The organism is Arenimonas sp., assembly GCF_036275555.1.
Lineage (GTDB): Bacteria > Pseudomonadota > Gammaproteobacteria > Xanthomonadales > Xanthomonadaceae > Arenimonas.
The window spans coordinates 59493-71853 of record NZ_DASUDO010000008.1 but is presented as its reverse complement, the minus strand read 5'-3'; the positions used below and the strand labels follow the sequence as shown (position 1 = coordinate 71853).

The 12361-nt window shown below is 70.3% G+C and carries 14 protein-coding genes; 9 read left to right on the top strand and 5 right to left on the bottom strand.

The window, feature by feature from the left end:
• Positions 1-220 precede the first annotated feature (220 nt).
• Positions 221-856, top strand: a complete 636-nt coding sequence (locus tag VFV21_RS02555; RefSeq protein ID WP_329667927.1) for a glutathione S-transferase N-terminal domain-containing protein — start codon at positions 221-223, stop codon at positions 854-856.
• Positions 853-1275 (top strand): ClpXP protease specificity-enhancing factor, encoded by a 423-nt coding sequence (locus VFV21_RS02550; protein WP_329667926.1) that lies wholly within the window; start codon positions 853-855, stop codon positions 1273-1275. The genes VFV21_RS02555 and VFV21_RS02550 overlap by 4 nt, the downstream gene beginning before the upstream one ends.
• An 8-nt stretch (positions 1276-1283) precedes the next feature.
• On the opposite strand, the gene VFV21_RS02545 is transcribed toward VFV21_RS02550, so the two are convergent.
• The gene (locus tag VFV21_RS02545) at positions 1284-1583 is read right to left on the bottom strand and encodes a DUF3301 domain-containing protein (protein WP_329667925.1); all 300 of its coding nucleotides are present in this window, start codon (positions 1581-1583) and stop codon (positions 1284-1286) included.
• A 146-nt stretch (positions 1584-1729) separates the two neighbouring features.
• Here VFV21_RS02545 and VFV21_RS02540 point away from each other — a divergent pair, with 146 nt between their 5' ends.
• The gene (locus VFV21_RS02540; protein WP_329667924.1) at positions 1730-2527 is read left to right on the top strand and encodes an FHA domain-containing protein; all 798 of its coding nucleotides are present in this window, start codon (positions 1730-1732) and stop codon (positions 2525-2527) included.
• A gap of 15 nt (positions 2528-2542) precedes the next feature.
• On the opposite strand, the gene nadC is transcribed toward VFV21_RS02540, so the two are convergent.
• On the bottom strand, positions 2543-3397 hold the full coding sequence (gene nadC, locus VFV21_RS02535) for a carboxylating nicotinate-nucleotide diphosphorylase (protein ID WP_329667923.1): 855 nt from the start codon (positions 3395-3397) through the stop codon (positions 2543-2545).
• Entirely contained in the window at positions 3397-3663 is a 267-nt protein-coding gene (locus VFV21_RS02530) for a Trm112 family protein (protein WP_329667922.1), read from the bottom strand. Before VFV21_RS02530 ends, nadC begins: the two co-directional genes overlap by 1 nt.
• Before the next feature lie 61 nt (positions 3664-3724).
• Here VFV21_RS02530 and purE point away from each other — a divergent pair, with 61 nt between their 5' ends.
• Together purE and VFV21_RS02520 are read left to right on the top strand one after the other, a co-directional pair.
• Complete coding sequence (purE, locus tag VFV21_RS02525) at positions 3725-4231, top strand: 5-(carboxyamino)imidazole ribonucleotide mutase (RefSeq protein ID WP_329667921.1); 507 nt, start codon at positions 3725-3727, stop codon at positions 4229-4231.
• Positions 4228-5367: a 5-(carboxyamino)imidazole ribonucleotide synthase gene (locus tag VFV21_RS02520; protein WP_329667920.1), complete on the top strand. Its 1140-nt coding sequence runs from the start codon at positions 4228-4230 to the stop codon at positions 5365-5367. The genes purE and VFV21_RS02520 overlap by 4 nt, the downstream gene beginning before the upstream one ends.
• Before the next feature lie 82 nt (positions 5368-5449).
• Here the strand turns inward: VFV21_RS02520 and VFV21_RS02515 are convergent, their stop codons facing one another.
• Positions 5450-6493 (bottom strand): ABC transporter ATP-binding protein, encoded by a 1044-nt coding sequence (locus VFV21_RS02515; RefSeq protein WP_329667919.1) that lies wholly within the window; start codon positions 6491-6493, stop codon positions 5450-5452.
• A complete protein-coding gene (gene sodB, locus VFV21_RS02510) occupies positions 6493-7071 on the bottom strand; it encodes a superoxide dismutase [Fe] (RefSeq protein ID WP_034210309.1) in 579 nt (192 codons plus the stop codon). The genes VFV21_RS02515 and sodB overlap by 1 nt, the downstream gene beginning before the upstream one ends.
• A 109-nt stretch (positions 7072-7180) precedes the next feature.
• Between sodB and grxD the strand changes: the two genes are divergently transcribed.
• From grxD to VFV21_RS02490, 4 genes are all read left to right on the top strand, one after another.
• Positions 7181-7504, top strand: a complete 324-nt coding sequence (gene grxD / locus VFV21_RS02505) for a Grx4 family monothiol glutaredoxin (protein ID WP_034210311.1) — start codon at positions 7181-7183, stop codon at positions 7502-7504.
• Positions 7501-8259, top strand: coding sequence for an SDR family NAD(P)-dependent oxidoreductase (locus tag VFV21_RS02500; protein WP_329667918.1), 759 nt, complete (start codon positions 7501-7503; stop codon positions 8257-8259). Before grxD ends, VFV21_RS02500 begins: the two co-directional genes overlap by 4 nt.
• Positions 8256-8855, top strand: a complete 600-nt coding sequence (locus VFV21_RS02495) for a YhgN family NAAT transporter (protein WP_329667917.1) — start codon at positions 8256-8258, stop codon at positions 8853-8855. The genes VFV21_RS02500 and VFV21_RS02495 overlap by 4 nt, the downstream gene beginning before the upstream one ends.
• 211 nt (positions 8856-9066) lie before the next feature.
• Positions 9067-12276, top strand: a complete 3210-nt coding sequence (locus tag VFV21_RS02490; protein ID WP_329667916.1) for a TonB-dependent receptor — start codon at positions 9067-9069, stop codon at positions 12274-12276.
• Positions 12277-12361: the final 85 nt, after the last annotated feature.

Genomic DNA, 12361 nt, shown 5'->3' with positions numbered 1-12361 from the left:
GGCCGCCTCCGGGCGGCCTTTTTCGTTGCCGGCGCCCGGGTTTCCAGCGTTCCGTTGGCTCGCCGGCGGCTCCGAGGGCCGGGGATCGGCGGATCCCATCCCCGGTCCACCGGGCGGCGGGGGGCTGAACGTCTTGCGGCGGGCGGCCCGTTTCGGGCAGGGTTAGGGCTTCCGATGACCGTTGGCAGAGGGGCCGGCGGCACCGCGAGAGGGGAACCCGATGGCTGCCAGTCCGCGCATCCGCAACGCCCTGACGCTGTTTTCAGCCCGTGACTGCGTGGTTTGCCACCGCGTCCGGCTGGTGCTGGCGGCCAAGGGCGTCACTTACGAACTGGTTCCGGTCGACCCGGGCAGCCCGCCCGAGGACCTGGTGGACCTCAATCCCTACCATTCCGTGCCGACCCTGGTGGACCGGGACCTGGTGCTCTACGCCGCCTCGGTGGTCTCGGAATACCTGGACGAACGCTACCCGCACCCGCCGCTGATGCCGGTGGACCCGCTGTCCCGCGCCCGCCTGCGCCTGGCCATGCTGCGCCTCGAGCACGACTGGGTGCCGCACGTGCAGGCCATCCAGAACGGCAGCAAGGCCCAGGCCGACGCCGGCCGCAAGCGCCTGAAGGAGCTGCTGATCGCCGCGCTGCCGCTGTTCAAGGCCTCCAAGTTCTTCCTCAACCCGGAGATGAGCCTGGCCGACTGCGCCATCGCGCCCATCATCTGGCGCCTGCCGGCGCTGGGCATCGTGCTGCCCAAGGAAGCCAAGCTGATCGAGGACTACGGCATGCGGATCTTCCGCAACCCGGCCTACCTGCGCAGCCTGACCCCCGAGGAGAAATCCCTGCGCGAGCTGCCTCAATGACCGAGGGCGCCAAGCCGATGGGTTCCAACCGCCCCTACCTGCTGCGGGCGTTGAACGAGTGGATCTGCGACAACGGCATGACGCCGTACCTGCTGGTGGATGCGGCCCGCGAGGGCGTGCAGGTGCCGGCCTCGGTGGTCAAGGACGGCCGGGTGGTGCTCAACATCGCGCCGCGCGCGGTGGCGCACCTGGTGATCGACAACCGCGAGGTTCGCTTCATGGCGCGCTTCGGCGGCGTCAGCCAGTCGGTGCTGGTGCCGGTGGGCGCGGTGCTGGCGATCTACGCGCAGGAAACGGGGCAGGGGATGATGCTGCCCGAGGACGGCGCGATGTTGCCCGATGATTCCCCGGAGCCCCCGCCGGGTCCCGATGCGGGCGGCGACGGGCCGCGCCGCAGCCACCTGCGCGTGGTCAAGTAAGGCGGCCCTCAGTGCATGCCGTCCTGCGGCGGCATCGGTCCGACCAGGGCGCTGAGCCGCCGGCCGTGCAGCACGATGCGGCCGGCATGGCGGTCGTCGCCGTTGATCGAATATTCGAAGCCGTACTGGCGCTCCATCCCGATCCAGCCGTCGCCGCCGCGGCGCGGGCGCATGGACAGCAGGTGCACGCTCTGGTCGAGCCAGACCACGCCCGCCCGCTGGCAGGCGTGGCGGCCGTAGTGGGTGGCGGTTTCCGCGGCCGCGCGCCCGGCGAACCAGAACGCAAGCACCGCTGTCGCGAGAAGCATCATTATCAATGTGCCGAGCATGCCGGCAGTGTGGGGACGGTCACGCTCGGCCGCAAGCGCACCCCCTGCCTTGTTTGGCCGGGCATGGCTAAGATAGGCGCGGACGCCGCCCCTCCGGGCCATCGCCGATTCGCAGGAGAGCGAAGATGAAGCTGGTGTTTCCCAATGGCGAACATGGCCAGGTGCTGCTCAGCGCCGGCGTGAACAAGATCGGCTCCGCGCCCGAGGGCGCCGTGGTGCTGGCCGAGGAAGGCATCCACCCGCTGCACTGCGAGATCCACGTCACCGGCACCGGTGCGAACCTGCAGGTGCCGCAGGGCGGCGGCCCGGTGTCGGTGAACGGCAAGCCGGTCGCCGACATCATGGCGCTGCGCGGCGGCGACCAGATCGGCATCGGCGGCATCGTCGCCAGGTTCGCGATTGTCGAGCCGGCGCGCAGCGCGCCCGCGCCGGGCGTCGTGCCGGGTTCCGACGAAGACAGCGGCGCCACCCGCGTGCGTGCGGCCGTGCCCAAGTACGTCCTGCGCGGCGTGTCCGGCGCCGTGTTCGGCAAGGTGTTCCCGGTGTCCGGTCCGGTGGTCATCGGGCGTGCGCCCGAGGCCGACATTTCCGTGGCGGCCGACGAAATCTCGCGCCGGCATGCGCTGGTCAAGCCCGCGGGCGACGGCCTGTCGGTCGAGGACCTGGGCTCGTCCAACGGCACCTACATCAACAACCGCCGCGTGCAGCAGGGTTTCCTGAGCCCGGGCGACGAATTGCGCCTGGACGCGGTGCGCTTCATCGTGGTCGCGCCCGGCATGGAAATGGCGCAGCAGACCAGCCGGATGCACCAGACCGAGGCGGTGCCGCCGCCGCAGGCCGCGGCAGTCAGCAAGTGGGTGCCGATCATGCTCACCGCCGCGGCGGTGCTGGTGATCGTGGCGCTGGTGCTCGGCCGGGGCTGAGCCGCGGCGCCGGCCTCAGGCCGGCGGGTCGCCCAGGCGCAGGGACAGGTCCAGCGCCTGCACGTGCTTGGTCAGCGCGCCCACCGACACGTAGTCCACGCCCGTGGCGGCGATCGCCCGCAGGCGCTCGCCGGTGACGCCGCCCGACACTTCCAGCGGCGTGCGGCCGGCGGCGCGGGCCACCGCCTCGCGCAGGTCGGCCTCGCTGAACTCGTCCACCAGGATGCGGTCGCAGCCGGTGGCCAGGGCCTGGTCGAGCTCGTCCAGGGTTTCCACTTCGATGATCAGCGGCAGCGCCGGGTGTTTCGCGCGCGCGGCGGCGGCCGCGGCGGCGATCGAGCCGGCGGCGTGGATGTGGTTTTCCTTCAGCATCACCGCGTCGAACAGGCCGATGCGGTGGTTCATGCCGCCGCCGGCGCGCACCGCGTACTTCTGCGCCAGCCGCAGGCCGGGCAGGGTCTTGCGGGTGTCGAGGATGCGGGTGCGGGTGCCGGCCACTTCCGCGACGTAGCGCGCGGTGGTGGTGGCGGTGGCGCTCAGCGTCTGCAGGAAATTGAGGGCGGGGCGCTCGGCGCTGACCAGGGCGCGGGTGCGCGCGCGGATCACGACGACGACGGTGCCGGCGGTCACCGGCTCGCCCTCGGCCACGCGCCAGTCGAGCACCGCGTCGGGATCGAGCGCGCGGAAGCAGGCGTCGAACCAGGGCCGGCCGGCGACCACGCCGGCCTCTTTCGCGATCACATAGGCCCGGCCCGGCACGTCCGGCAGCAGGTCGGCGGTGGCGTCGCCGGGGCCGATGTCCTCGGCCAGGGCGCGGGCCACGTCGGCCGCCACGACCTCGGCCGGCGGTGGCGTCAGGGCGGCGGCCATCAGCGCGGGAAGTCGGCGACCTGGGCGGTGGCCAGGGCTTCGTCGGCCAGCAGCACCGGGATGCCGTCCTCGACCCGGTAGACCTGCTTGCGGTCGCGGGTCACCAGGCCCTCGTCCAGCGGTTCGGACTGCGGGCTGCCGTCGGCGCGGGCCACGGTGCCGGCGGCGATGGCGGCGTTGAGCGCGGCCAGCTCGGCGCTGCCCAGCAGGGCCAGCGGCTGCTTGCTGGTCGGGCAGCAGAGGATGTCGAGGAGCTTGCGGTCCATGGGGCGGCTGTGTCCGGCGGAGGCTTGGGTCTAGAATAGCGTTTTGCCGAAGCGGCCTGCCATGAACCAAGCCAACGTTGCCCCGCGCGTCGGGGTCGTCATGGGTTCCCGGTCCGACTGGGAGACGATGCAGCACGCGGTCGCGCGGCTCGAGCAGCTGGGCGTGCCGCACGAGGTGCGCGTGGTTTCGGCGCACCGCACGCCGGACCTGCTGGTCGAGTACGCCAAGTCGGCGTCGGCCCGCGGCCTGCGCGCGATCATTGCCGGTGCGGGCGGCGCGGCCCACCTGCCGGGCATGCTGGCGTCGATGACGCCGGTGCCGGTGCTGGGCGTGCCGGTGCAGAGCAAGGCGCTCAACGGCCTCGATTCCCTGCTGTCGATCGTGCAGATGCCGGCCGGCGTGCCGGTGGCCACCTTCGCCATCGGCGCCGCGGGTGCGGCCAACGCCGGCCTGTTCGCGGCGGCGATGCTGGCCCCCGACCACGCCGAGGTGCGCGCCGCGCTCGACGCCTTCCGCGCGAAGCAGACGAGCGACGTGCTCGACCACCCGGACCCGCGGCAGCCGTGACCACCGTCGGCATCCTCGGCGGCGGGCAGCTGGCCCGCATGCTGGCCCTGTCGGGCGCGCCGCTGGGCCTGCGCTTCCTGGTGCTCGATTCGGCGCCCGACGCCTGCGCAGCCCAGTTCGCGCCGATGCTGCAGGCCGACTATCGCGACCAGGCCGCGCTGGCGTCCTTCGCCGACCAGGTCGACGTCGCCACCTTCGATTTCGAGAACGTGCCCGCCGAGAGCGCCGAGTGGCTCGCCACCCGCGTGCCCGTGTTCCCGAGCCCGCGCGCGCTGGCCGTGGCCCAGGACCGGATGGCGGAGAAATCGCTGTTCCGCGAGCTGGGCATCCCGGTGCCGGAGTTCGCCGCGGTGGATTCGCGCGAAGGCCTCGCCGCGGCGCTGGCGACGGTCGGTACGCCCTGCATCCTCAAGACCCGCCGCCTCGGTTACGACGGCAAGGGCCAGTTCCGCATCAAGTCGCCGGCCGATGCCGACGCCGCCTGGGACGCGCTGGGCGCGCAGGCCGCCACGGTGGGCCTGATCCTCGAGGGCTTCGTGGCCTTCCAGCGCGAGCTGTCGGTGGTGGCCGTGCGCGGCCGCGACGGCGAGCTGCGCGCCTGGCCGCTCACCGAAAACTGGCACGAGTCGGGCATCCTCGCCGCGAGCCTGGCGCCGGCCCGGGCCGACGACGCGCTGCAGGCGCAGGCGCTGGCCGCGGCGCGCAAGGTCGCCGAGGCGCTGGATTACGTGGGCGTGTTCGCGCTCGAGCTGTTCCTGCGCGACGGCGTGCTGCTGGCCAACGAAATGGCGCCGCGCGTGCACAACTCCGGCCACTGGACCATCGAAGGCGCCGAGACCTCGCAGTTCGAGAACCACCTGCGCGCCGTGCTGGGCCTGCCGCTGGGCAGCACCCGCGCGGTCGGCCACAGCGTGATGCTGAACTGGATCGGCGCGATGCCGGCCGCCCTGCCCGTGCTGTCGGAAGCCGGCGGCCACTGGCACGACTATGGCAAGTCCTCGCGCGAAGGACGCAAAGTGGGCCACGCCACCCTGCGCGCCGATACGACCGCGGAACTGGCGGATGCGCTGGAGCGCGTGGGCCGCGCGTTGGGCCGCGATTCGCAGGTTGCGCCCGTTCTCACCCGCCTGCGCTGACCGGCGTCTGTGGGAGGGACTTCAGTCCCGATGCTTTTCGCCGAAAGGCATCGGGACTGAAGTCCCTCCCACAGGGGACGGGTCAGTCGGCGGCGGGGAAGACGACTACGTGGGCGAGGTCGGGCTTCACGCGCACGCGCTGCCCCGGTTCGCGCTGCTGGTGGCTGGGGAAGAGGGCCGTCAGCGCGGTGCCATCGGCCAGTACGAGGGTGTGCAGCGATTCCGCGCCGCGGAAAGCGACCGCACGCACTTCGCAATCAATGCCGTCGTCCTCGCTGGGCATCAGGTCGTCCGGCCGCAGTAGCACGCGCACCGCGCTGCCGACCGCATAGGGCAAGGCGGCGGCCACCGGCAGGTCGCCGAGCGCCGTGGCGACGCGGTTTCCTTCCAGCACCCGCGCCTCGAGGAAGCGACCCTCGCCCACGAATGACGCCACGAAGGGCGTGGCCGGGCGATGGTAGAGCTCGAAGCCCGGCGCCCACTGCAGCAGCACGCCGGCCTGCATCACGCCCACCGTGTCGGCGAAGGCAAAGGCCTCCTCCTGGTCGTGCGTGACCAGCAGCGCGGCGATGCCCAGGCGCTTCAACACCGCGTGCAGGTCGTCGCGCAGGCGGCCGCGCAGGTCGGCGTCCAGGCTGGAAAAGGGTTCGTCGAGCAGCAGCAGGTCGGGGCGCGGCGCCAGCGAGCGGGCGAGCGCGACGCGCTGCTGCTGGCCGCCGGAGAGTTCGTGCGGATAGCGATCCGCGAGGCCGTCGAGGCCGAGGAGTGCAAGCGTTTCCAGCACCCGCCCATGGCGCAGGTCGCGTGCCAGGCCATGCAGCCCGAAGGCCACGTTGTCGGCGACGGTGAGGTGGGGAAACAGCGCGAGGTCCTGGAACACGAAGCCCAGGCCCCGCTTTTCGGGCGGCAGCGCCAGCGCCTCCTTGCCGCGCAGCGACAGCGTGCCCGCATCCGGCGCGTGGAAGCCGGCGATGGCGCGAAGCAGCGTGGTCTTGCCGCAGCCGCTGGGGCCGAGCAGGCAGCCCAGCTCGCCGGGCTGCAGCGACAGCCCCAGCCCGCGCACCGCCGGCCGGCCTGCATGGCTGCAGGACAGGCCGTCGATCGCGAGCAGGGGCGTGGCCGTCATCAGGCCATGTTGCCGGCGACGAAGTCCCAGTTCACCAGGTTCCAGAACGCCTCGACGTACTTCGGGCGGGCGTTGCGATAGTCCACGTAGTAGGCGTGCTCCCAGACGTCGCAGGTGAGCAGCGGGGTATCGGTGCCGGTGAGCGGGGTGGCCGCGTTCGGCGTGCTGACCAGGGCCAGCGAACCGTCCGGACGCTGCACCAGCCAGGCCCAGCCGGAGCCGAAGGTGGTCAGCGCGGTCTGGGTGAACTGCTCCTTGAAGGCCGCGAAGGAACCAAAGGACTTGTTGATCGCCTCGGCCAGCTTGCCGGTCGGCTCGCCGCCGCCGTTGGGCTTGAGGCAGTTCCAGTAGAAGGTGTGGTTCCAGACCTGCGCGGCGTTGTTGAACATGCCGCCCTGCGCCTTGCGCACGATGGCTTCCAGGTCCATGCCTTCGAACTCGGTGCCCTTGGTCTGGTTGTTGAGGTTGGTCACGTAGGCCTGGTGGTGCTTGCCGTAGTGGAAGTCGATCGTCTCGCCCGAGATGTGCGGCTCGAGGGCGGTGCGGTCGTAGGGCAGGGCGGGCAGTTCGATGGCCATGGGGAGTTCTCCGTTCGTGGGGGCGGGGCGCCGGCGGGCGGCGCGTTGGCCGTATAATTCTAGCCCTTCGCGCGCCCGTCCCGGGCCTGCAGATGGAACGGAGCTTCACATGAGCGTCATGGACCGTATCAAGGCCGAGGTCGAAGGCCACCCGATCGTGCTCTTCATGAAGGGCACGCCGCAGTTCCCGATGTGCGGCTTTTCCAGCCGCTCGGTGCAGGCGCTGAAGAACGCCGGCGCCGCGCGCTTCCACAGCATCAACGTGCTCGAGGATCCGGAGATCCGCGCCAACCTGCCGCGCTACTCCGACTGGCCGACCTTCCCGCAGCTTTTCATCAACGGCGAGCTGATCGGCGGCTGCGACATCACCGTCGAGCTGCTCGAGAGCGGCGAGCTCGCGCGCATGGTGTCCGAGGCCCAGAAGCCGGCATGAACCCGGCCGCGCCGCCGATCCCGGCCGTGGCGGCCGACGCCCTGGCCGGGCGCACGGTGCTGGTCACCGGTGCCCACGGCGGCCTGGGCGCCGAGGCCGCGAAGGCCTGCGCCCGCGCCGGCGCCACGGTGGTGCTGCTCGGCCGCAAGGTTCCGAAGCTCAACCGGGTCTACGACGCGGTGAAGGCGCTCGGCCCCGAGCCGGCCCTGTATCCGGTCGACCTGGCCGGCGCCGACCCGGCCGACTACGCCGAACTCGCCGCGCGCATCGCCGGCGAGCTGGGCGGGCTGCACGGCCTGCTGCACTGCGCCGCCGAGTTCAAAGGCCTGGCCCCGCTCGAGGCGACCCCGCCCGAGGATTTCGTCCGCAGCCTGCACGTGAACCTGACCGCGCCCTGGCTGCTCACCCAGGCCTGCCTGCCCTGGCTGCGCAAGGCCGGCGACAGCGCCGTGGTCTTCGTCACCGACGATCCGGCGCGGGTCGGCAAGGCCTACTGGGGGTCGTACGGCCTGGCCAAGCAGGGCCTCGTGGCCCTGGTCCGCCAGCTCAGCGCCGAGACCGACGCCACCCCGGTCCGGGTCAGCGCCCTCGAGCCCGGCCCGATGCGCACCGACCTGCGGGCCCGCGCCTACGCCGACGAGGCCCAGCTGCGGGTGCCGTCCCCGGCGGCTTACGCCCCGGCCTGCGTCCACCTGCTGTCGCCGGCCGGCGCCGCGCACCGCGGCCACGTGTTCGCCCCGAGGGTCCCGTCATGACCACGCTGTCCGCCGCCCTGCTGCTGTTCCTGATCCTCGACCCGCTGGGCAACATCCCGATCTTCCTCGGCCTGCTCAAGCCGCTGCCGGGTCGCCGCCGCTGGGTGGTGCTGGCCCGCGAGTTGCTGATCGCGCTGGCCGTGCTGTTCATCTTCCTGTGGGGCGGCCAGTACCTGCTGGAGCTGATGCACCTGCGGCAGGAGTCGGTGTCCATCGCCGGCGGCATCGTCCTGTTCCTGATCGGCCTGAAGATGATCTTCCCCAGCGCCGAGGGCATGTTCGGCGACGTGCCGGACGGCGAGCCCTTCATCGTCCCGATGGCCATCCCCCTGGTCGCGGGCCCCTCCGGCATGGCCGCGGTGATGCTGCTGGCCGCCCAGGAGCCCGGCCGCATGGGCGACTGGAGCCTAGCCCTGACCCTGGCCTGGCTGGGCACCGCGGTGATCCTGTTCTCCGCCACCTTCCTCTACAAGGTCCTGGGCATGCGGGTGCTGATCGCCGTGGAGCGCCTGATGGGCATGCTGCTGGTCGCCCTCTCGGTGCAGATGCTGCTCGACGGTGTGGCCGCCTACCTCCGGGCCGGCGGGGTGGGCTGATCCCTCGGCCGGCGCTGACCCCGTAAGCGATTCTGTCACCTGAATGACATGTGACCGGGGTACCGTGTTAAACTCTTGTTATTGCCCGGGTCCGCAGGGGACACCCAACCTGGCAAGCGATTCCAAGGAATACAGGCACCTGGCCCGTCAGGTGCCGCGGCGGGATGCCGCAACTCCCTCTTAGTCACTCATAAACTCAGGGTTCAAAACCATGACCAATCGCAACCGGGTTCGGCTGTCGAAGCTCTCCCTCGGCCTGGCCATCGCGCTCGCCGCCGCGCCGTCGTTCGCCCAGAACACCTCGGCTTCCGTCGGCGGCCGCATCGTCGCTGCCGACTCCCAGCCGGTGGCTGGCGCGCAGGTGACCATCCTGCACGTGCCCTCGGGCACCGTGAGCACCGCCACCACCACGGCCGACGGCCGTTACGCCGCGCGCGGCCTGCGCGTCGGCGGCCCGTACACGATCACCATCGTCAAGGACGGCGTTTCCGAGGTCCGCGAGGGCGTCTACCTGCAGCTCGCCGACACCACCTCGGTGGACGCGACCCTGGGCCAGGGCGCCGCGACGCTCGCCGCCGTCGAAGTGACCGGCACCGCCGTCTCCAACGAGATCTTCAGCTCCGAGAAGATGGGCGCGGGCACCAACGTCAACCGCGACCAGCTTGACGCGCTGCCCTCGATCGAGCGCAACCTGCAGGACTACGCCCGCATCGACCCCCGCGTCGTGCAGACCGACAAGTCGCGCAACGAGATCTCCGTCGGCGGCCAGAACCCGCGCTACAACGTGATCCGCATCGACGGCATCAGCACCAACGACAGCTTCGGTCTCGAGTCGAACAGCCTGCCGACCCCGAAGCAGCCGTTCTCGATGGACGTCATCGACGAAATCGCCATCTCGGTCGCCAACTACGACGTCACCATCTCGGGCGGCACCGGCGGCGTGATCAACGCCGTGACCAAGTCGGGCACCAACGACTTCTCCGGCAGCGTGTACGGCCTGTACCGCGACAACTCGATGATCCGTGACAACGAGAACGGCACCGACTTCAGCGGCTTCGAGGACGAGACCACCTACGGCATGACCTTCGGTGGCCCGCTGATCAAGGACCGCCTGTTCTTCTTCCTGAACTACGAGAAGTACGAGCAGGGCGCCCCGGGCCCGAGCTTCGGCCCGATCGGCTCCGGCGCGTCGAACATCGTCAACGTCAGCCAGGCCGACATCAACCTGATCCGCCAGGCGGCCCAGAGCTACGGCTTCGATGCCGGCGAGTACGGCGTCAGCGGCGCCGATACCACCAGCGAAGAGTACGGCCTGAAGATCGACTGGAACATCACTGACACCCAGCGCGCGAACTTCCGCGTCGGCACGTCGGACCAGAGCGTCGCCAACTACCCGGGCTTCGGCAACAACGCCATCGCCCTGAGCAGCTACGCCTACCAGCGCGACTTCACCTTCGACACCTACACCGCGCAGCTGTTCAGCGACTGGACCGACAACTTCTCGACCGAAGCCAAGGTTTCGTACCGCGACTACTCGGCCGTCCGCACCCCGGTCACGAACCTGCCGGCCGTGGCCGTCCGCGTCGGCAACGCCACCGTGAACTTCGGCACCGAGGAGAACACGCACGCCAACATCCTCGAGACCGAGACCTGGAACGCCTACTTCGCGGGCAACCTGTACGCCGGTGACCACGCCATCAAGTTCGGCGTGGACTACGAGAACAACGACATCTACAACCTGTTCGGCCGCCGCAGCAACGGCGTGTACACCTTCAACAGCATCGCCGACTTCCAGACCGGTCGCCCGAGCCGCTTCCAGTACTTCCACCCGGCCGGCGGCGACCGTGACAACACGGCGGCCATCTGGGGCATCGAGAACCTCGGCCTGTTCGTGCAGGACACCTGGGCGGTCAACTACAACCTGACCCTGACCTTCGGCCTGCGCTACGACGAGCCGCTGATCGACGAGGCGCCGACCTATAACGCCGCCGCCCAGGCTGCGTTCGGCTTCGACAACAGCTCGACCATCGACGGCAACGGCCTGTTCCAGCCGCGCTTCGGCTTCAACTACACCTTCGACGCCGACCGCCCGACCCAGCTGCGCGGTGGCTTCGGCCTGTTCCAGGGCTCGGCCGCCAACGTCTGGCTGTCGAACCCGTTCACCAACACTGGCTTCGGCTATATCGACTACCTGTTCACCAGTGGCCGCACCCCGCCGTGCGCCACGCCGGATGGCCGCTGCTTCGTGGCGGATCCGGACGGCCAGCTGGTGCTCGTCCCGGCCGGTGCCCGCCAGGGCACCCAGTCCATCGACTTCGTCGATCCGGACCTGGGCCAGCCGTCGGTGTGGAAGGCCAACCTCGCGTTCGACCACGAGCTGCCCTGGTCGGGCATCGTGATGTCGGCTGAGGTCGTGCTGGCGAACGTCAAGGAAGCGATCTTCTACCAGCAGCTCAACCTCGGCGCGCCGACCGCGATCGGCCAGGACGGCCGCGAGATCTACTGGAACGCCGCGGGCCGTAACCCGGCCAACTGGAACCAGTTCGGCACCGCGCCGGGCTCGGCGGGTACCCGCAGCCGCTTCAACGCCAACCCGAACTTCACCGACGCGATCATCGCCCGCCCGACCGGCAAGGGTGAGTCGCAGCAGCTCAGCCTGTCCTTCAGCAAGCCGAAGGGCGACTGGGGCTTCTCCTGGACCGCGGCCTACACCTTCACCAACGCCGACGAGGTCAGCCCGCTGACCAGCTCCACGTCCGGTTCGCAGTGGGGCAACATCAACACGTTCAACCCGAACGAAGAGGTCTCCGCGACCTCGGCCTACGAGATCAAGGACCGCTTCTCGGCCAGCATCAACTGGGAGCGCGCCTTCTTCGGTGACTACGAGACCCGCGTCTCCATGTTCGCCGAGAGCCGTTCGGGCCGCCCGTTCAGCTACGTGTTCGACAACGACGCCAACGGCGACGGCCGCTTCGGCAACGACCTGCTGTACGTGCCGACCGGCCCGGGTGACGTCCTGTTCGGCACCGCCGCCGAGGAAGCCGCGTTCTGGGCCTTCGTCGCCAACGACGGTTACCTCAACGCCAACCGTGGCCGCGTCGTGGGCCGCAACGCCGTCCAGAACCCCTGGGTCAACCAGTTCGACCTGCGCATCTCCCAGGAACTGCCGGGCTTCTTCAAGGACCACCGCTCGGAGATCTGGCTCGACATCCTCAACGTCGGCAACCTGATCAACAAGGACTGGGGCAAGATCGAGGAAATCGGCTTCCCGGGTAGCCGCGGCGTGGTCGAGTACGGCGGTATCGACGCCGCGACCGGCAAATACGTCTATCGCTTCAACGAGCCGGACCAGGCGCGCCTCTACGACGACCGCGGCATCTCGCGCTGGTCGCTGCAGCTGGGCTTCCGCTACAAGTTCTAAGCCACACCCGCGCCACCTGGCGTGAGACGAACGGCCGGCGGGTAACCGCCGGCCGTTTTTTTTTGGTTCTCCTGTGGGAGGGACT